Here is a 20370-nt window from a genome sequence, read left to right on the forward strand (position 1 = left end):
AAATACTATCGCTTTAATGTAAAATGAGATTTAAACTGTTTTAATGAACTATCACGGGGTTCTATATATTCAACTATAAACCAATAATCGCCTGTTGGTTGTAATTCCCCATTAAAGGTACCATCCCATCCTGATCCTGAAGGCCTTAATTCCTTTAACAACTTTCCGTATCTATCAAATAGATATATTTTTGCTTGTAATTGATTTTGTAATCCTACAATATGCCATTGGTCATGAACGCTGTCGCCATTTGGTGTGAAATAATGTGGATAATCAATGACCATAACGGTTGACTGATTTAAGCCACAACCATCAATACTTCTTGCAGAAATTATATGTTCTCCAAAAGAAACATTATTAAAACTACCCATATCTTGCCATAAACCACCATCTAAACTGAACTCAAATCCTTGCTGGGTTTGTCCATCAGCTATAGCTTCAATAGTATGCATATTTGAAAATGCATTAGAAGTAACCGATGTGATTAATGTTGGTGGAGCACTTTCAATTACAGTAGTGTTTGATGAATTTGAACATGTAGTGCTAAGGCTAGTTGCTTCTACACTATAGTTGCCGCCTATTTTTGGTATTAATTTTGAATCGTTTTCAAAGGGTATTATTTGATTATTTAATCTCCAAATAAAGCTGAAATCATTTGTATTTAAACCCGTGTCAATTATTGGAGGCGTTACTGTTTCTTCTGTACCATTGGTGTTAATACAGAGTATGTATTCAGTGTCTAAATTAAATTCTGGTAACAAATTTACTTTTAGGTTGAATAAACCAACATCGTAACATATAGCTGTTGATGCAATATTGTCAATACGTGTATATATAACTTCAGAATTTGCTGTATTATTATAATTTGAAAGCAATGCGTTAACACCTTTATATGCGTCAGTTAAATTGTCATAATAGGAAACCGAAAAAACAGTGGGATCCAACCCGTTTAAAATTTCAGCGTCTTTAGTGCTTAAATCAAATTGAGCAAAGCCATCATTAGCATTTAAATTATCACATATGGTATAATCCTGTAAATTACTGGGCACTATTGGTACTTGATTGAATATAGCATGGAATTCATATTTTTCTATAAGGACGTTTTTGCTATTAAAGGCATCCGCTCGGTAAGTATTTGTTGCTGTAACATCAAGTAGCGCGGTATTGATGTTGGCAATACTGGTATAATTTCCACTACCATCGTCTTCATACCATTTATAATATGCAGCGTTTAGACTAGAAGATGCATCTAAAGTAATTGTTTCACCCTCACATGCCCATTTATTAGAAATTATAGGGTCTTTTAACAATTCACAATTAGTGGTTGCAGCTCCCGAAATTTGGGTTACTGTTATAAAACCTGGTTTTCTAGAAAAGTTAGTAATAAGCAGGAGGTAATATTCACCAGCTTTTGTATTTGTTAATTTGGCATATTCAACAACATCTAGTTTATAACTACAATCTACTATATTTGAAGTGGTAAGATCCTGTACACAAGCAGATGTAGGTTCAGTAAATGGTCCATATATAATAAAATCTACATCTAAATCTGGGAAACCTGCTGCTGTGGTGCTTTGTTCAATTTTCAATTCAATATCTCCTTCTTGAGCAATTTGCAGATAAAACCAAGAAGGGTTTAGCTGTAAAACCAAACAGCTATAATCCGGTACATTTTCAGCTAAATTAAAACCAGAAGTATTTGGATATGAAAATTGGTTAGAACCACATAAAGGTTCTGCATCTAAGCAAAATTTTCCATTACCTTGTTGGCAATACCCCATTGAAAATGATAGCGTATAAATTAGCACTAAACCTATTTTTTTTAGGAGTTTCATTTATAAAGTATAATTTATTGTATTTGGTTTTCAGCGTGCGTCAGTTTTGGTTTGTGTTTAAAATGGTAGCTATTTAATTTAATCTGATGAGTAAGCTTAAAGTTTTGTTTTTTTAAGTCTTTTGGTGTAGATTTATTTTTATTACAACTAATTTTTAGAAGCAAAAAGTTAGATGCAACTAACGCTGAAATTATAATTAATATGGTCATCATTATAATTTGTTGGTTCTTGTGTTTAAAACAAAAAGTATTAACTTATTGTAGGAATTAAATATATGAGAATTGAGAAATCAGCAACATCCCAATATTAGAGATATTGCTGATTTTATTCTTTTTATTTAGACACAACTAGTTTTTTAACTTCGTAATGGCGATTTACATCTTCAAGACGAACTAAATAAACCCCATTATTTAAATTTGATATATTTAATTGATTGTTGGTTATTTTATTAGAAGTTAAAACTTGCTTTCCAGTAATATCATAAACACTAATTGAAGCTATATTTTGTAAGCTTTTAATGTTTAGTAGAGTTTTTGCGGGGTTCGGGTACAAGCTCATAGTATTAATGTCTTTAGCCTCTAAGTCGTTAATTCCTAAGGTTGAATATGTAAAATTTGAAGTTATGTTATCTATAGCTACTTTATCTCCCATCATAGCTGCACCTTTAATTCTAATTCTAAAAAGAATTTTATTAAACGGTTGCGTAATACCTTTATTATAGGTGAAAGACTCCCAAGTATTTGCTATTGCAACCTTTTCAGCTGAACCATTTAAAGTTTCAACTATTCCATCTGCTGCATCAAAAGTTCTAATTGTAACTTGAATTTCTATAGCTGTATTATTAGACATGGCATCAAATGCAGCATTAATTTCAGATGGATTTACAGTTTTACCAAAATCAAAAACAATATTTTCTAAAAGATTATTACTTTGATTTGTTATATCTTGATCAAAATTTATCTGTGCTGCATTACCACCCCCATTTCCAGTGGTAGAACTTAAGGATGCATCTGGTCCTCCTAGTGACCAATTGTCTAAACCACCAATACCAGTTTCAAAGTCAGGATTTAACACAAAACTATTTTCTGTAGTTATAGTTGTAGCTATTAGCTGAACATCATCGATATAATATACACTGCTTGCAGTTTTTGCAACAAATCTAATATTGGCATTTACAGTTGTTAGACCTGTAAAGACAGATGAAAATTCATCCCACCCACCTGTTAAAGTTAATGTGTTTCCAGAGATTAAAGATCCTTGAAATATACTTCCCTGAATTTGAGTGCCTGCTGTGCCCTTAACCTTAAACTTAAGGGTGTAATTGCCATCTGATGGAACAAGTTGCGTGTTTGGTGAACTTTGTGCTCTATCGCCTGATACTATAGATATTAATTTAAGAGATCCAGCTGCTGCAGAGCCTTCGATACCATCCCAAGTTACAGTTGCACCGGCGTTACCGCTTGCTATCCAGCCGTCTACATTGGCATTAAATGTGGTGTTTGTTACTTGTGCTTCAATAAAAAAAGGTAATACTGATAGCATTAATAATAATGTAAATTTTTTCATGATTTTGTGTTTTAATTAGTTTATAATTTAGTTTTTAAAACACAAATAGGTACTATTTTAGGTAGTTATGGGGTGAAAATAAAAGCAGAAAAAATGGATGAGACTTTCTGCTATTAGTTTTGTCCAAAATTATCATAATTGCCTTTGTTTAGGGTTTTAAAACTATCCGAAGAGGTTTGTAAATAGTCATAATTCAATTAGTTATCTGATAAATAACAGATTAAAGTCAAATTATCCACGATAACGTGTATTTATGGGAAATCTAACTTTTTAAGTATTATTTTGGAGTGATGTGTTTATATTTTAAAAAGCTAGTTAAAAAAGCTTAAAGGATACTGGTTCTAAATTTAGAACATGAAAAGTTCAGATTTTTTCTTGCAAGTCCACTTCCCTAGACATTCACCTTATAAAGGTGTTGAATCTTTTTTATCTGCAATTCTTATAAGTAGTTCCGACCCTAGCGAATTCCTTCCTTCACTTACACGCCATCCATTCCATCGATTGGAATTCCTTTAGAGATGCATTTTTTAAATATTCTGCTTCTGAAAAGCCTGTCTCATGAAGTTCTAGGTTGTTGCGTACTTTTCCGTAAGCTTCAACTATCTGTTCTATACGTTTTGGATTTACTTCATCTTGTACTTCTGTAGCAACAATGCCTTCAATATTTATTTAGTTTGATAAACTATTAAACGTACCATTGACATTTGATCATCTGGATCGTCTCCAATATCGGTAAGTACAAATAACCTTGGTTTTTCTTAAGCTTAAATAAGGTTTACTCCAAAGAATATCAACAGAATCAATCTTTGAATAAGTTTGGTCATAAATAATTATGTTTTTGTTGAAGTTAATCTAACGAATTCAGATATTTTTCTAACATGGTGTATCCATCTTTACCAATGTTATTTCTATCTGATGGATCTTTAGGATTTAGTTTGTTTTTCTTTTCCCATGCATCAGGCATGCCATCGTGGTCGGTATCGATAGGAGCGGGGGTGCTTTTTAATTCTGGCCATCCACCAATATCTTCTTGACTTTTAATGATTTTACCTTTTCTGCTTTTTACGTCGCTTACAATACGATTGTCAATAGCATCTCTTTTAGGCAAACTTGCACCACCATTATATAATACTAGAAGATAGGAAGATTTAGCATCTATTTTTTTTAAAAATCCAGATTCAAATGGTTTGTCCTGTTTATAATTCTTAATATTTTCATCCGTCCAACTAGCATTAAAATTCACTAAATCCCAAGGGTTTTCTGGAAGTTGATCATTAAAATAATTGTTTGAAAAATAAGAACGATTATATGGAGATCCAGTTGAATAAGCAAATCCTGTAGCTTTTGAGTCTGCACCAGCAATTAAATAATTATTTACATAATTTAATCGAGTAACACTTTTTTTGTCTGCATTATAACCTGCATGTCCACCTCCCCAATTGTATATTACATTATTTCTAAAATCAAGTAGTAGTCCTTCGGGATCTTCATTATAAGGATTGGAGTCGTAATTCCCTGGACGTGGATTTCGACCTTTGTTATGGGCATATAGATTGTATAAATAACTGTATTTAGCCCCTTTAGTTCCTCGAATTAATGATCCGAAACCATGATTGTCAGGATTTAAGCCTTCTGTAATAAAACACCATTGGACGGTAACTTTAGTAAGGGTTGGTTTATATGATGATGTTGATAATGCTTCATCTAGGCTCCAACTAACTGAGCAATGATCAACTATAATATTTTCACCAAATGAAATATCGATAGCGTCTTTACCTTGATTGCTACCACCTATGTTAAATTTTGCATCTCCAACTCGAACACGAATGTATCGAACTATAACGTCGTGTGTTAATATTTTTAGGGTTTCTCCTTTTAAGCAAATACCATCTCCTGGTGCGGTTTGACCTGCAATTGTTATAAAAGGGTTTTTTATATCTAGTCTGCTTTTTAGTTCAATGGTTCCAGAAACATCGAAAACAATAGTACGTGGACCTTGTTGGTTTATGGCCCAACGTAAACTGCCTTGGCCATTGTCATTAAGATTTGTAACATGTAGTACTTGACCTCCACGACCGCCTTTAGAATAAGCTCCAAAACCTTCAGCTGTAGGAAATGCGAGTTGTTGAGACCATGTAGAGGTTAAAAACAATGTGAATGCCAAAAGGGTAAAAATGTATTTTCTCATAATAATTAGTTTTATTTTATACTATTTAAATATAGTTCTAACATAGTATATCCGTCTTTGCCCGTATTGTTTCTATCTTCGGCATTTTTTGGATCCAGTCCGTTTTTATTTTCCCAAGCATCAGGCATTCCATCATGGTCTGTGTCCGTAGGCACATTGTAAGTTTTATATTCAGGATATGCTTTTGAGCCAAAAGCCAATACGGGATTATCTATAATGCCTTTTTGGATACCATAAAAAGGGTTTTCTATATAACCATTATCTTTTCTTTTGTCCTTGTATTTTGCACTGGTTCCTTTACCTGAAGCAGTTCCTGTCTTTACTTCATGAACAATACGCTTGTCGATATTATCCCTTGGAAATGCACCTGCTTTTGTTAATACACTTTTATAAGCATCTTCTGCAGATTCTATAATAAGATTATGAGGCATTTGAAAAGCATTTTTTGCAATTAATTGCGACCTAGATACACCAACTTTCATATAAGATTCAGCATCTAAACCAAGGGAATTATCATTGTTTAAGGCTTTATTGGCATCACCTTCCATAATATTTCCGTGCATATACCATCTGGCTATTAAGGAATCTCCTTGAATGGAATGATGTGATGATTGTGCAAAGAACGATTTTTCACTACCTGGATGCGCAGGTCCTGGTTTATAATAGTTATTTATAAAATTGCAGTTATATGTACCATCTGTTATTTCAACATAAGCGCCGTAGGCTGAGTTGGCCTTTCCCCAGTTGTAATTCACATTGTTTACATACTCGTATTTAACATTTTTATCATGGTGCTTACTTCCGTTAAACCTTGGACTTCTACTGTAATTATGCGCCAAAAGGTTGTGATGATAGGTCGCATTTTGTCCACCCCATTGTGCGCCATAACTACGCGCTCCTTTGGAATGGCCAGAAGCATAAAGTCCTTCATGTATGATACACCATTGAACCGTTGTAAAATCGTTATCGTACATGGTCATGTTTTCTTCGCCGGACCATCCAAAAGTGGAGTGGTCAATAATAACATTATTGGCGTTTTCAAGCCCGAGAGAACCTCCTTCTACAAAAGAGCCATCATCATGTAAGCCAATACGAAAGCGAAGATGTCTGATTATTAAATTTGAACTTCCTCCGAGGTTAACTTTATTGCCACGTATGCAAATGCCATCGCCTGGAGCCGTTTGACCTGCAAGTGTTAATCCTTTTGTGAACTTTCCTCTCAATTCAGCCTTTAAATTGATAATACCAGAAACCCTGAATACAATGGTTGTGGGTTCAGAAGTATTCTTTTTGAAAGCCCAACGTAAACTGCCCTCGATAGATCCATCTAGGTCATCAAGTAAACTCGTTACTTCAATTACTTGTCCGCCTCTACCGCCTTTAGAATAGGCTCCAAATCCTTCAGCACCCGGAAAAGCAAGCTGTTGGGAATTGCCTATGAAAACAAATGATATAAAAGCTATTAGCTCTAAAAAATGTTTGTTCATAACTGCTACAGTTAATTATTGATTTTATTTGATGATGCTTTCTATTTATTCAACAACATCAATAATAATGCGTTTGTATCGCGTTAAACGCGGTGATCCATGGTCGGTAACAGCAAGAATGATGTGCATCGTTCCAGTACCGGGAGGCATCACACGACTTGATTTAACTATGATGGAGGCTTTTTGCTGATCGAAACCAATGATATCATGTTTAATGCCTGTTCTAGAATTGGACATGGCGCGTGTACCTGCTTCTTCATAGCAAAACCATTCGTATGATAATGGGTCGCCATCAGGGTCTGTTGTGCCCACAGCGCTAAGTTCAATACGATCGCCTTTTTTAGCTTTGATATATTCGGGAGTTTCAAGCTTCACTTCGGGAGGATGGTTCGCTTTGTCAAAGGGCAAGATTGTCCAGTCCATGCGAGCAGCAAAGTCATTTTGATACGCTTCGCGCCACCTCCATATGGTTGCTTGGTTAGTTTCGTGCCATTCGCCATCATTGCCTAATACTTCATCATCTGCATTTGTCCAGATAGGGTGTGTTTCAGGTTGATAAAACCACTTTTCGGTTTTTGGTGTATATAATTCGTAGCGACCTCCCCAGCCGCCCCAATTAGGATGGTCGGGGTTGTTAAGCCCATTATTTACAAGGTAAAGAAAAGCAGGCGTGTCTCCTTCCATCATAAATTCCCAATGTGGATACATTTTACCTAAAGGGCCTTTTTTACGAATGTTACGTTCCAGCCATTCGTTGGTAACCAATTCAAAGTCCGCCCCACCAAAGCGCCCATGGAATTTATCGCCTCCAATACCAATCCAGGTGCTATGATGGAAACCACCACCAGCATTGGCACCTGGGGTAACTATATAAAATAACTCTGGAAACTCTTTACGTATCCATGGGCCACTATTATCTTGATCGGAAATGGCATACACACGAAGTTTGGCAACAAATTTTGCAAGTTCTTGTTTTGAACGTGTTTTACGAACTTTCCACAAAGCCTGTGCTAAAACACTTGGGCCTCCCCAAACATTTACCCATAAAGGTCTTGAGTCCTTTTTATCTACCGTTTTAATTAATAATTCCGATCCTGGAGAATCTTTTCCTTCACCCACACCATTCATGCCACCAATAGGAATACCTTGGGATATATATTTTTGAAGATATTCGGCTTGAGGAAATCCTGGTTCATGAAGTTCTAGGTTGTTGCGTACTTTTCCATAAGCTTCAACTATTTGTTCTATACGCTCAGGATTAACTGTTTTTACAACTTCTGTGGCAACAAGACCTTCAATGTCAATTTGATTTGAATACGTCATTAAGCGAACCATCGACATTTGGTCATCTGGATCGCCTCCTATATCGGTAAGTACAAATAATCTAGGTTTTTCTTGCGCTGAAACAAGGCTAGTTCCAATAGTAAGTAAGAGAACTATGGTTTGAATTAGTTTAGTCATAATAGTTAAGTTTTATTTGAAGTTAATCTAACGAATTCAAATATTTTTCTAACATGGTGTATCCATCTTTACCAATGTTATTTCCATCTGATGGATCTTTAGGGTTTAGTTTGTTTTTCTTTTCCCAAGAATCAGGCATCCCATCATGATCTGTATCTACTGGAGCTGGGTCACTTTTTAATTCTGGCCAGCCACCAACATCGTTAGGTGTATCAATAATGCCACTCTTTTTAGAGGTGTCTTTCATTTTTTTTGTTGCTTTATAAGTAGCACCTTCAAAAGTGGCCATACCACTTTTAGCATCACTAACAATTCGAGTATCAACCGCATCACGTTTTGGAAGCGTTGCTCCCGCATTTTGAAGTACTAATTTATAAGCTTCTTGTGGCGTATGTTGGTTAATTTTCATGGCGTTCCAAGGTTTATTTGCTTTTAATATTTCAAGATCTGAATCGCCACCTTGAGGTTGTACACCACCATTCCAATTATCAGCAGAAACATCTGAATTTCCTTCCATAAAATTATCAGCTACATACCATTTTCCGTAATCAGTTACCACGTCACGGCGAGATGGATTTACTATGCGGTAGGAAACATTTCCTGGTTGTGTTGCAGGTCCTGGTTTATAATAATTAGCAACCATATTAATGTTAGAGAAATTAAATTTATCATTACCTTTTTGTTGGTTTTCTCCGCCATAAGCACTTTGATAGCCCCAATTGTAAATAACATTATTTCTATAATCGGTATTGCCGGAACCTGAGGCAAATCGTACATTTCTACTGGAATGATTTGCTATTAAATTGTGGTGGTATGTACTATAGTTGGATCCCCAAATACCACCAAATCCGTGAATTCCTTTGATGTGGTTAGAGTTAAACAAACTTTCTGAAATGATGCACCATTGTACTGTTACATTTTCACAATGATAAATGGACATGGTTTCATCTACACTCCAGCTTGCCGACACGTGATCTAGAATCAAGTTTTTATTATATCTGCTTGAAATGGCATCGGCATCTGAACCAGATTCATTTCCAAAACGAACTCTTATGTATCGAACTATGACTTCATCAGCACCAATGACTAAAGGCCACTTTCGTAAACAAATCCCATCACCAGGGGCTGTTTGTCCTGCAATAGTGATATATGGATTTTTGATTGTTAGTGCGCTTTCTAGTATTATAGTTCCAGATACTCTAAAAACAACAGTTCTAGGTCCTGATGCTTCAACTGCAGCCCTTAAACTTCCTTCACCACTATCATTTAAATTAGTCACTTCAAAAACTTTACCGCCACGTCCACCAACGGTATATTTCCCATAGCCTTCTGCGGTTGGGAATGCTAATTGTTGAGACCATACAGTCGAAAATAATAACAAAGCGGTTAATGTTGAAAAAACGGTCTTATTCATAATGTTAATAGTTAATTAGTTTGGTTATAAATTGTAATATTTGATTGATGTATTTTTATGATTTTACTTTTAGCACTTTCCCATTCTCGTCAAAAGTTACATATACTTGGTTTTTTGATTTTTTCATTCTTAAATAATAATAGCTTTTCCCTTTTTCTTCAATAAAATCGGCATCTTTAATGTCAAAGTCTTTAAATTCTGAAGCTATTGTTTTTATTACAGAATCTGGAATTGAGGCGTGTTTAATATCGTGAATATGCTTTATTATATTTCCTTTATCATCGAATCTGAAATTATGGTCTTCATCGTTAATTTCGCCGTCAACGATATAGATTATTTCACCGCGTTCTTCTACATATTTGGAATAATCGATGTCAATTTTTCCATAGTTGTTTTTGATGAGGTTACTTATTGTTGAAGGTATCTCACTATCTTTTAATTCTTGACGGTATTTTAATAGTTCTCCTTTATCATTTATCCAGAAAAAACGGTATTTACCATCAATTTTGAATTTAATTTCATAGGTTATTCTGTTGCTTTTTTCATATTTATCGGCATCTTGAATATCAAAATATGGAACTCTGGATTTAATGGTTTCTAAAACTACTTTTGGGATTTCGCTTATGTATAAATCTTGAGAATGTTCTAATACATTGCCTTTGTAGTTTAAAGTCAGTTTGTTTTCCTTGTTGTTTATTTTAAAATATATTTTATAATCATTTTTGTCTTTTTTCCATTTAACATCATCTGCATTAGGAAATTTTAATTGAAACGTATTTAGTACAACAGCAGGTACACGACTTTGATCGATGTTTTGAGCAAACGTGATTTTTGCAAAAAGAAGAAGTATCGTTATTACTATAATTCGGTTCATTTATATTTTAAAATTTGACACAAATAAATAACATGAAATTGGAAACAATTGGGAAAGAATCTGGAAAGAATCTGAAATTGTAAAAGCATATTTCTTTTTATTGTGATTAAGGCTTATTTTTTACTGCTTATTTTAAAAATATGCCTTTGATTATAAGAGTAATTAATTTGCAAATCAGACACATCAGCAATTGCTTTTATTATAGCAAGTCCTAGTCCTGTGGAATTTTTATTGGTAGAATTTTTATTAAATCGTTTAAATAATTTATCAATATGCATTTGAGTTAAATTACTTGTGTTTTTTATGGTGAAATAAGAAGCTGTTAAATGGATATTAAGATCTCCTCCTGTTTTATTATGGATAATAGCGTTTTTTACTAAGTTAATAACAAGCATGTCAGCAAGGTTTTTATTCATTTTAAATTTCCAATCGGCATCTTTTACATAGGTTATTTTTATTTTTTGAAATTCAGCATAATCTGAAAAATCCTGTATGATTCTGCTAATAATTTCGTCAAAACTCAATGTCTCGGTAGTAATAAATTGCTTGTTTTCTATTTTAGATAGTAGAAGTAATGATTTGTTTAAACCAGATAAGCGATGAAAGGATTCAATAATATTCCCTATTTTTTTGATTTGTTCAGCTGATAAATCAGAATCTCCAGCAAGCAATTCGAGTTTATTTATTCCTATTGCCAAAGGTGTTTGTAGTTCATGTGATGCATTTTCAATAAATTGTTTCTGGCTATTAAAAATATCCACATTGGTATTTAATAGTTTTTGAACAGATTCATTTAACAAAGCAAATTCTTTAATATTTGTTTTGGTTAATTCTTTGAAAGTGTTTTTGTCTAGTCTAAATTCATTTAAATATTCCAATAAATTATAAAAAGGTTTCCATGTGTTTTTTAGCACAAATCTATTTACTAAAACACCACTAATAAATAGAAACAAAAACAGCCAAAGTAATGAGGTAATAATTTTTTTGATTAGTTTGCCTTTGTTTAATTCATGCGAAAGTACTTTCATTTCGTAATACTTTCCATCAGAAGATACAAAAGCTGTAGTTAGTAATCGTGCTTCATAATTACTGTTTTTAAGTGTTGAGAAAATTAAGGTGTCTTTGTAAGAATCTGTTATTTGAAGCGCATAATCTTCGCTTACATTTTTAATAATGTAGCTTTTATCTAGAAAATTATTTTGTTCGGATATAACGGTTTCATCCTTTAAGTTGTCAATAATGGCTATTTTATGATTGGTAAGACCTTCATCAATAGTGGTTTTAATTTGACTTAATAATTGTGAATAAAAAAGAAAAGCCCATAAACCAACGGTTGCAAATAGAATCGCGGAAAGTATCCACAACGTATGGTTTATCAGTTTCATTTTATGGCCAATTTATAGCCCATTCCATATACCGAATTAATATCTATTTCAGCATGATGGTCCCGCAGCTTTTTACGTAGGTTTTTAATTTGGGAATAAATAAAATCGAAATCGTTTGCTTGGTCTATATAATCGCCCCATATATTTTCGGCTATGGCAGATTTACTAACAATTCTAGATTTGTTCATGCCGAAAAAAACCAGAATATCAAATTCTTTACGATTTAACTCAACTGATTTATCATTGATAATAACAGAACGATCTTCAATATTTATTTTCACGTTTTCTAATTCTAATATTTTTTTTCCTTCAGTTTTTTTTCGACGGATAACAGATTTTATTCGGGCATTTAGTTCTGTAAGGTGAAAAGGTTTGGTTAAATAATCATCGGCTCCTAAATCTAAACCTTTAACTTTATCATCAATAGAATCTTTGGCTGAAATAATGATAACGCTATCTGCCTTATCAAGTTTTTTTAATTCTTGTAATAAATCGAGGCCGTTTCCGTCAGGTAATGTAATATCAAGAAGAATGCAATCGTAATCATAGGTTACGATTTTATCCAACCCTGATTGAAAATTATCAGCCACTTCAGCCACATAATTTTCATCTTCAAGGAATTGTTTTATCACTCCTTTCATTTCAGGTTCGTCTTCTATTACAAGTATTTTCATTTTTAAATTATATAAACAAACTATTTTTTTATTGGCCATTCACTTTTTAAAAGAAAGTGATAGGTACTATTTACAGCATTATCTTTGGCTTTTAGAATTTCAAACCTATCATTTTGCAATAGCTTAATCATTTCTGCTCCCGCATAGAGGACGGGGCCATAACCATGGGTTGCATAAATACTTTTTCCTCTGTTATAATAGTAAGTATTATCGTGTGCAAAAGTGGTACCTTCGCAAGTGCCATCTACAGCTCCATTTTCAAGCACTCTAGATTTAGTGGCATTCCAACCTGTAAGTGCTACGGGGCCATAAACATGACTAATCCAACCTTCATTAATACCCTTAGCTATGGCAAACGTGAACATCGCCGTGCATGATGTCTCTGTATAGGTGTCATTTTTATCCAACAAATTATGCCAGAATCCAGTACCATCCTGTAAATTCGCTAAGCTACGAACCATTGCGCGATATAAATGCAGGATTTTGTCTCTCCCTTTGTAATGTTCTGGTAATATGCTTAGAGTTTCTGCCATAGTCATTAAAGTCCAGCCATTGGCTCTTCCCCAGTAAAACCGAGGGTCATAGTCACCGGAGGTTACATTCCACCCATGATCGAATAATTCTTTTTCTGGAATATAAAGTCTATCTGCAATTTGTAAAATCTGTTTAACTGCATCATCATAATATTTAGTATCACCAGTAAGTTTGCCCATATTAGCAAGAAATGGCACACTCATATATAAATCGTCGGCCCAAATGGATTCGTATTGCGGACGATTACGCGCTAAAGTGCCATTTGGCAATCGAAATTGTTCATTGGAAATGAAATCTGCTGTTTGATTTATTAATTGGAGATATTCTTCATTTTTAGTCTTTAAATAGGTTTTAATGAGTGAAGCACCCATGGAACCGCAATCATCTAAAGCATGAAATTTTAATATACGACCCCAACTGCCAATTTTCTCTTTTTTAATTTTATCAGAATTTTTTTGAAAGTAAGGTAGATTCTTAACTATATAATCGAAGAATTTTATGTTGTTGGCGAAAAATGCTTTATCTCCCGTAACGTTTTCAATATAATCGAATGCAGAAAGTACAACCCCATGGGTATAAGAATATTCACTTGAAAAACCTTTGGATGGTTCGGCATTTGTATTGAATGTTTTAAAGTTGGTTATTTTATTACCCGTTTTAGAATCAACAATACTTTGAGGGCTGGATGCTTCGTAGTAGATTCGGATTCTATTCAAGACTTCCTTTATGTTTTCAACTTCAGGAAATTCATAAGGGATTTCATAATTTGGAATTCTGGTATTAGTATTTTCTTGAGCTTTTAGAATGAATCCTTGGACGATTACAAAAAGTATTATTACAAGGTGTTTTAATTTATTCATTTGTTTTTATTGACTTTATCTTGTTATTTTAATTTTGTGTTTTAAGTACCAATATTGCATCTTCCCAATCTGATGGTGGTACCATATCTCTGGATTCATTATCGTTAAATGACGATGTTTTCTCTATTTCACCATTCCTAGGGTTAAACCAATAGGCTTTAGCTTCTCTGTTCAAAACATTTTTCACACGACAATGTGAGTCATTAGAAAAATACACCAAGGCCATATCTCCAGATTTTGTAGAAACTGCTGTTTTTAAACTTTCATTTTCACCAACCCCTGAAATAACATTGCCGTTTGGAATCCATTCATTCCACTTATGGTCTATTAAAAACTGTTTTCCAATTGAAGCTACTTGAATAGCACCTGGGAAATCCAAGGCTTGTTGCCAAGTATAACCACAGTTATAGTCGCCATCATTTCCTCTCATTGCCCAAATTGGTCCTGCACCGTAGGTATGACCAGCTCCACCAGCAAAAAATGTTTGATAAAATTGCCTTCGAACCCTAACAGGTGTTACCCAACCACATTCATGCCGATAAGAACCATATTCATAAGACCCTTCTAAAAATAGACTCGGTTTGACAGGATTTTTCAATTGATAATCATTCAACATCGTTCTGTAAACATCATTCACTTCTTTCCAAACTTCTACGCCATTTACATCTTGCCAAGCATCTTCATGGAACCATTGCGAAGAGCCATAAGGTGAGTCTCCGTTTGGGTGATAGGTCATAAAAACAGCATCCCATGCTGGATTCTTTTCATTCCAAGAAGGGTTTTTGCCCGTTGCTCCTTTTACAATACCTTCTGCCATGGCTCTGTATATGGAGCGATAATCGTATTCGCTATATTTTTGATTTTTATCATACCCCTCAAATTGTGCTTTTGTGTCACCACCTAGTACCCAAATAATGTGAGGTTCTTTTCCATAGCGTTGCCCTATAAACTCACCATAAATTTTAGCTTCCCCCACCGTATATTCACCAGTGCCCGAAATTAGTTGTGAAGCCCAACATGGCAAAAGCGCTAAATACATGTTTCTTTTTTTAACCGCTTCGATAGCATAATCCACATGGTCCCAATAATCATTTGGTGCGCTCAGACTGCCACCTTTAACCACTAAAGGTTCGGATGTGTTTGGCGATTTTTCTTCTCCAGTAAATGGGCGGTGTCCGTAAGCATTAGGAGCATTGTCTGGACTTCTATTTAGGCCTCCACCATGAGGAGACCAATGTGCTACAGCTTGAATTACTGTAAAACCCAATGTTTTGCGACTGTCCAAATATTGGTCGATTTCTTCTCTTGTTAATTGTTGAATCATGCCCCAACCCGTATCTCCAATCCATAGAAAAGGAGTTGTGTCTTTATATTGGATATAATGTCCGTTTGTGGAAACTTCAAGTTTTCCGTGTTCTTGCCAAGGTGCTTGTGCTTTTAGTGAAAATATTAGAGTAGCACATAAAATCATTGTAATATTTATGTTTTTTAGCATCGTATTAACTTTTTATTTAACTGTTATAATTATCCGTTGGTATCTAGTAAGTTGAGGTGTGCCATCATCTTTTACTTCACATATAACATGAATGGTATCTCCTTTTTTAGCATCTTTAGGAACGACAAACTTGGTTGTTTGATCATTGGTGTTCAAAATTTGAATTTCCCCACTGTAACTGTCTGCTTCCTTAAATTGCCACCAAGAGTAACTAAGTTTATTGCCATCAGGATCATAAGTTCCTTTGCTGTTAAGTTTTATTTTATCGCCAGGTTTTGCTGTTAAGTCTATTCCGTTTTTTATTTTAACAATTGGCGCATGGTTGGCTTCATCATAAGATTTAACACACCAATCGGCACGTGCGGCAAAATCATTTTGTAGCACATCTGCCCAACGGGTAATGGGTTTAAAATAGGTATTCATTAAATCCTGGTTTTTTGGATATATGTTTTTCATATATTGCCGACCCCAGGCTGTACTTGTATACCAACGCCCTTCTGGATAGGTATAATTATCTTCAGGAACTTGATCGAGCCAAGTGTTTTCACGTACTTTAACATAGCGGCCTCCCCAGCCACCATAATCAGGAGATTCTAAAGAGCGTAATCCTGTTGGAATGGTATAAATGAAAGCTGGTGAATCTCCTTCAGACCTAAAATCGCCTTTCTTTTTATGGTTTTCGGCTCTAAACCCTTCATTATCGTCACCACCTTTATAGGCTTCGTATAAAGAACAAAGTGGGCCGTGATTTTCTAGAATATTAGGCGTCATCCAATCATTTTTAAAATAGCTTATTTTATTTTCTGGCATTATTTTATCCCACTGGTAAGCAACTGCCCAAAACTGGTCGCATATTATGGTTTGAATATTGTATTTTCCCCAATGTGGACGGATATATGTTTGATACGTGTTGTCTTGCTCCCAGATAAAGAAAAAGCGCAGTTTATTTGCTACATAAGCTATTTTGTTAGGATATTCTTCTTCGATTGTTTTTAAAGCTTTGGCGATGGTATTGGTTCCTCCCCAAGCTTGAACCCAAATAGGCCGATTGTCCGATTCGTCCAAAAGAACATTAACAATATGTTGTGAACCAGCCGTAACTTTTTCCATCTCGCCTTCAGATTCAACATTGCCAAGGAAGTTAATTGATTTTAAATATGCAGGCGCAGGGTATGTTTTATCGTGTTTAATTAAGTTGGGATATACTTCAGTGTAAGCTTTTAAATAGGGGTCAATCCAGTCGTCACCTGCCCATTTGTGTCCTTGCCAGTGGTATTGAGAACTGGAAGTGATGATGCCCTCAATATCCCACTCATTAGCATATAATAAAAAACGTACCATAGAACATTCGTCATCTATTTCACCGTCACTTGTAATTATAACTCGTGTTTTGTCAATGATTTTGTTGCTTTGAGGGAATAATAAGTAGGTGTTTAAAATAACATTGAAAAAAAGAAAATACTTTAGGTGATATTTCATGTCGTTATTTGTTGAATGTTTGTTTTTAAATATAAATAATAATCGATTACATTTTATTAGATAGAACTATTTATTTCGTTTATTATTTCTTTTTGAAATAATAATCCCAATTATTCTAGACTTATTTATCAAGCCATTTCCATCGTTTTGCCCAGTCCAATAGGAATTCTGAACGATATTTTGATATGGTTTTGGCACCTTGTTGATCTTTTAGGAAAAGTTCTGGTTCTGTTTTGTCTCCGTACCAATTGTTACCAAGTTTGTAATCATCAACATTTGGTTTTCCGGGCCAGGGAGCAGTACTAACAAATTGTCCATTTTGTTCGTTTAGCTCAGGGATGCTACTTGCAGTTGTGTAGCTGCAAATTTCTGGTTTTTTAGATGAGTAACTCGCGCCATAAACACCGTTACCAAGATAATACCCTGGCCATATTTGTTTAGAAATCTCTATTGTAAAACATGATGAGTCTTTAGGGATGTCTAATTCAGGGCCTTTAAATTTCCATTCTATAACACCATAGGCGGCAACAGTGTCGGAAGTTGTAGTATTTCTTTCAAAAATATATCTGGAACTTCTGTTTATTTTTGTAAAACTACCGCCCCAACTTTCGCCTGTAGGATCGTTAGGATTACCGTTCATTGTATAGGCTAGGGAAGGAGTATCTCCCATTTTAATGTTGCCGTTATAATAATTTTTAAAAGCTTTGCCCATAGCGCCTCGTTCTTGAATAAAGTTGTCGTAATATTTGTCGCCTTTAATGTTTTCAGGTGAATCATCATCCATAAACCAACCTCTGTATGTGGCATTAGCTTCAATCATGTATAGGTTTGGATGATGTTCTGCAATGTATGCATATGCATTAATGCCCCATTTTTTATTAGGACCACCAATCCAGTACACTTTAATGTTTTTTTCTATTTCTGGGGCATCGTGTAAAGCTTGGGCAACATCTTCAATGCCACCCCAAACTAAAACCCAAAGTGGTTGTTCACTTTTCATTTTAGCACATTTAATTATCCAATCAGAGCCTTCAGTTGCAGAATTGTATCCTTTAAAAGGTGCACTTGCAATACCTCCTTGTTTGCAAATGCTTCTAAGATAATCAGGTTCAAGTAAGTCTTTATTATGTTTTTTTAATTGCTGAAAATCTTTTTCGTAAAGATCTATCATGTCTAAAAAATCTTTTTTTCTACCGTTTCCAAAGGGGGATGAAACAAGTCCTTCAATTTGAAATAAATCGGAATACATAAATAAATGTATGGCAGATTGAAAATCGTCTGGATCGGTTCCTCCAATATCACTACTAATTAAAATACGAGGTTTTATTTTGTGCTGTTGGGTATTGCTACAATGCATTACTAGCACAGAAGCAAATAGAACTGCGAATCCAATAATACTTAGGCCTGTTTTTCTTATTAAAGTATTAATGAGCATTTTTGACATATTTTAGTTTAAAAATCATTAGTAAACTTTTTTAATTCTTTGTAAATATAACAAAAAGAAAATAAACGAAAAAAAAAATTAACAAACATAAATAAATGAAGAAGATATGAAAAGGAATGGTGCGCCGAATTCTAAAAACAAACTAAAGATGTTTTAGGTATAGTTGCCAGTTTTTTTGATTTTTTATAGCTTGCCCTTTCAATTTTTGTTTTTATTTTGAGTAATTTTAGCCATGATATTTATTGTTAAACATGGATGGAATCAAAATAGATATTACGATTGAAGTTAACTAATTAATTATTGGAAAAGAATAGAATATTCTTATTGTCTAAGTTTTGTCTAACATTGGTTTTATGTTGCATGTTTTTGGTTGCATGTAAGACAAATATATCATCTACTGTAATAGGTAATGGGTGGAGCAATAACTCGGTAAATACTGTAAAATTTAGGAAAAATGCAATATCTACATATAAAAACTATCAGTTTTCGGCATATTATAACAATGATAGTTACTTAGTTTTAGCCAAAAGAAAAGTAAACACTTCTAAATGGTTTATTAAAAAAACACCATACAAAGGCCATACAAAAGATGCTCATAATAGCATTAGTTTAGCAATAGATGGCGATGGGTTTTTACATGTAAGTTGGGATCACCATAATACAAAGCTACGTTATGCCAAAAGCAAAACGCCTTTAAGCTTAGAATTAGGTGATGAAATAAGCATGACCGCATTTCAAGAAGAAAAAGTAACCTACCCGGAATTTTATAATTTACCTAACGGAAATTTAGTATTTTTTTACAGATCGGGCGAATCTGGAAGAGGTAATTTGGTTATCAATTCTTATGATGTTCGAACAAAAAAATGGACACAATTACAAAGCAATCTTATTGACGGTGAAGAAAAGCGCAGTGCTTATTGGCAGGCATGTGTAGATGCTAATGGCGTTATACATGTTTCTTGGGTTTGGAGGGAAACTTGGGAGGTAGAAACCAACCATGATTTATGTTATGCACGTTCTAAAGATGGTGGTAAAACCTGGGAAAAATCTACAGGAGAAAAATATGTGTTGCCAATAACTTTAGCTTCAGCTGAAATTGCTTGGAGAATTCCTCAAAATAGCAACCTAATTAATCAAACTGCAATGTGTACAGATGTTAATGGGAATCCATACATAGCAACATATTGGAACGAATCGACTATCCCGCAATATCAAGTTGTTTATTTGGAATCTGGTATATGGAAGAAGATGAACACAGGTTTTAGAAAAACACCCTTTACATTAGGAGGGGGTGGCACAAAACGAATTCCTATAGCACGTCCAGATATTTTAATTGATGAGGTTAATAATAAAACATTGATATCTATTCTTTTTAGAGACGAAGAAAGAGGTAATAAAGTGTCTTTGGGATATGCTTTCTTAAATGATAAATCACCTTTTCAAGTAATTGATTTAACAGAAAATGGAGTAGGGCAATGGGAGCCTAATTACGATATTTCCTTATGGAAAAGCAAAAAGGAGCTCCACATTTTTTTGCAAAATGTAACTCAAATTGATGGAGAGGGAGTTGCTGAAAAAAAAGCTTCCGAAATAACAATTTTAAGGGTGAAAAATCTCAATAAATTGATAGAATCATCGTATCAACAATAAATTATATAAGATATAAATCAAATA

Annotated in this window: 15 protein-coding genes and 1 pseudogene; 1 reads left to right on the forward strand and 15 read right to left on the reverse strand. The window is 34.2% G+C overall.

What is annotated here, in order from left to right:
• Positions 1–5: 5 nt before the first annotated feature.
• From ACGK9U_RS07780 to ACGK9U_RS07850, 15 genes and pseudogenes are all read right to left on the reverse strand, one after another.
• Positions 6–1835 (reverse strand): T9SS type B sorting domain-containing protein, encoded by a 1830-nt coding sequence (locus ACGK9U_RS07780; RefSeq protein WP_394465798.1) that lies wholly within the window; start codon positions 1833–1835, stop codon positions 6–8.
• A 333-nt stretch (positions 1836–2168) separates the two neighbouring features.
• Complete coding sequence (locus tag ACGK9U_RS07785; RefSeq protein ID WP_394465799.1) at positions 2169–3401, reverse strand: T9SS type A sorting domain-containing protein; 1233 nt, start codon at positions 3399–3401, stop codon at positions 2169–2171.
• Between the two features lie 474 nt (positions 3402–3875).
• Positions 3876–4070 carry a nucleoside hydrolase-like domain-containing protein gene (locus ACGK9U_RS07790; protein ID WP_394465859.1) on the reverse strand — a complete coding sequence of 65 codons (195 nt, stop codon included), beginning with the start codon at positions 4068–4070 and terminating at the stop codon, positions 3876–3878.
• Positions 4067–4138: pseudogene (locus tag ACGK9U_RS07795) on the reverse strand (hypothetical protein); the annotation flags it as partial. The pseudogene ACGK9U_RS07795 and the gene ACGK9U_RS07790, both read right to left, overlap by 4 nt.
• Before the next feature lie 110 nt (positions 4139–4248).
• Entirely contained in the window at positions 4249–5589 is a 1341-nt protein-coding gene (locus ACGK9U_RS07800; RefSeq protein WP_394465800.1) for a polysaccharide lyase family 1 protein, read from the reverse strand.
• Between the two features lie 11 nt (positions 5590–5600).
• Entirely contained in the window at positions 5601–7076 is a 1476-nt protein-coding gene (locus ACGK9U_RS07805; protein WP_394465801.1) for a polysaccharide lyase family 1 protein, read from the reverse strand.
• Positions 7077–7121: 45 nt separating this feature from the next.
• On the reverse strand, positions 7122–8537 hold the full coding sequence (locus ACGK9U_RS07810; protein ID WP_394465802.1) for a nucleoside hydrolase-like domain-containing protein: 1416 nt from the start codon (positions 8535–8537) through the stop codon (positions 7122–7124).
• Between the two features lie 22 nt (positions 8538–8559).
• Positions 8560–9951 carry a polysaccharide lyase family 1 protein gene (locus ACGK9U_RS07815; RefSeq protein ID WP_394465803.1) on the reverse strand — a complete coding sequence of 464 codons (1392 nt, stop codon included), beginning with the start codon at positions 9949–9951 and terminating at the stop codon, positions 8560–8562.
• A gap of 55 nt (positions 9952–10006) precedes the next feature.
• Positions 10007–10825, reverse strand: a complete 819-nt coding sequence (locus ACGK9U_RS07820; protein WP_394465804.1) for a PepSY-like domain-containing protein — start codon at positions 10823–10825, stop codon at positions 10007–10009.
• A gap of 113 nt (positions 10826–10938) precedes the next feature.
• Positions 10939–12210 carry a sensor histidine kinase gene (locus ACGK9U_RS07825; RefSeq protein ID WP_394465805.1) on the reverse strand — a complete coding sequence of 424 codons (1272 nt, stop codon included), beginning with the start codon at positions 12208–12210 and terminating at the stop codon, positions 10939–10941.
• Entirely contained in the window at positions 12207–12884 is a 678-nt protein-coding gene (locus ACGK9U_RS07830) for a response regulator transcription factor (RefSeq protein ID WP_394465806.1), read from the reverse strand. The genes ACGK9U_RS07825 and ACGK9U_RS07830 overlap by 4 nt, the downstream gene beginning before the upstream one ends.
• 20 nt (positions 12885–12904) lie before the next feature.
• On the reverse strand, positions 12905–14278 hold the full coding sequence (locus tag ACGK9U_RS07835; RefSeq protein ID WP_394465807.1) for a glycoside hydrolase family 105 protein: 1374 nt from the start codon (positions 14276–14278) through the stop codon (positions 12905–12907).
• A 28-nt stretch (positions 14279–14306) separates the two neighbouring features.
• Positions 14307–15773 carry a DUF4038 domain-containing protein gene (locus tag ACGK9U_RS07840; RefSeq protein ID WP_394465808.1) on the reverse strand — a complete coding sequence of 489 codons (1467 nt, stop codon included), beginning with the start codon at positions 15771–15773 and terminating at the stop codon, positions 14307–14309.
• A gap of 12 nt (positions 15774–15785) precedes the next feature.
• Positions 15786–17252, reverse strand: a complete 1467-nt coding sequence (locus tag ACGK9U_RS07845) for a nucleoside hydrolase-like domain-containing protein (RefSeq protein WP_394465809.1) — start codon at positions 17250–17252, stop codon at positions 15786–15788.
• 121 nt (positions 17253–17373) lie between these two features.
• On the reverse strand, positions 17374–18687 hold the full coding sequence (locus ACGK9U_RS07850) for a nucleoside hydrolase-like domain-containing protein (protein WP_394465810.1): 1314 nt from the start codon (positions 18685–18687) through the stop codon (positions 17374–17376).
• Positions 18688–18996: 309 nt separating this feature from the next.
• Here ACGK9U_RS07850 and ACGK9U_RS07855 point away from each other — a divergent pair, with 309 nt between their 5' ends.
• Positions 18997–20346 (forward strand): BNR repeat-containing protein, encoded by a 1350-nt coding sequence (locus tag ACGK9U_RS07855; RefSeq protein WP_394465811.1) that lies wholly within the window; start codon positions 18997–18999, stop codon positions 20344–20346.
• Positions 20347–20370: the final 24 nt, after the last annotated feature.

Source organism: Mariniflexile sp. HNIBRBA6329 (assembly GCF_043558645.1).
Lineage (GTDB): Bacteria > Bacteroidota > Bacteroidia > Flavobacteriales > Flavobacteriaceae > Mariniflexile.

Excerpts from the sequence above, each read along its gene's own strand:
- ACGK9U_RS07780 (WP_394465798.1), bottom strand. The coding sequence starts at position 1,835 with ATGAAACTCCTAAAAAAAATAGGTTTAGTGCTAATTTATACGCTATCA.
- ACGK9U_RS07785 (WP_394465799.1), bottom strand. The coding sequence starts at position 3,401 with ATGAAAAAATTTACATTATTATTAATGCTATCAGTATTACCTTTTTTT.
- ACGK9U_RS07800 (WP_394465800.1), bottom strand. The coding sequence starts at position 5,589 with ATGAGAAAATACATTTTTACCCTTTTGGCATTCACATTGTTTTTAACC.
- ACGK9U_RS07805 (WP_394465801.1), bottom strand. The coding sequence starts at position 7,076 with ATGAACAAACATTTTTTAGAGCTAATAGCTTTTATATCATTTGTTTTC.
- ACGK9U_RS07810 (WP_394465802.1), bottom strand. The coding sequence starts at position 8,537 with ATGACTAAACTAATTCAAACCATAGTTCTCTTACTTACTATTGGAACT.
- ACGK9U_RS07815 (WP_394465803.1), bottom strand. The coding sequence starts at position 9,951 with ATGAATAAGACCGTTTTTTCAACATTAACCGCTTTGTTATTATTTTCG.
- ACGK9U_RS07820 (WP_394465804.1), bottom strand. The coding sequence starts at position 10,825 with ATGAACCGAATTATAGTAATAACGATACTTCTTCTTTTTGCAAAAATC.
- ACGK9U_RS07825 (WP_394465805.1), bottom strand. The coding sequence starts at position 12,210 with ATGAAACTGATAAACCATACGTTGTGGATACTTTCCGCGATTCTATTT.
- ACGK9U_RS07830 (WP_394465806.1), bottom strand. The coding sequence starts at position 12,884 with ATGAAAATACTTGTAATAGAAGACGAACCTGAAATGAAAGGAGTGATA.
- ACGK9U_RS07835 (WP_394465807.1), bottom strand. The coding sequence starts at position 14,278 with ATGAATAAATTAAAACACCTTGTAATAATACTTTTTGTAATCGTCCAA.
- ACGK9U_RS07840 (WP_394465808.1), bottom strand. The coding sequence starts at position 15,773 with ATGCTAAAAAACATAAATATTACAATGATTTTATGTGCTACTCTAATA.
- ACGK9U_RS07845 (WP_394465809.1), bottom strand. The coding sequence starts at position 17,252 with ATGAAATATCACCTAAAGTATTTTCTTTTTTTCAATGTTATTTTAAAC.
- ACGK9U_RS07850 (WP_394465810.1), bottom strand. The coding sequence starts at position 18,687 with ATGCTCATTAATACTTTAATAAGAAAAACAGGCCTAAGTATTATTGGA.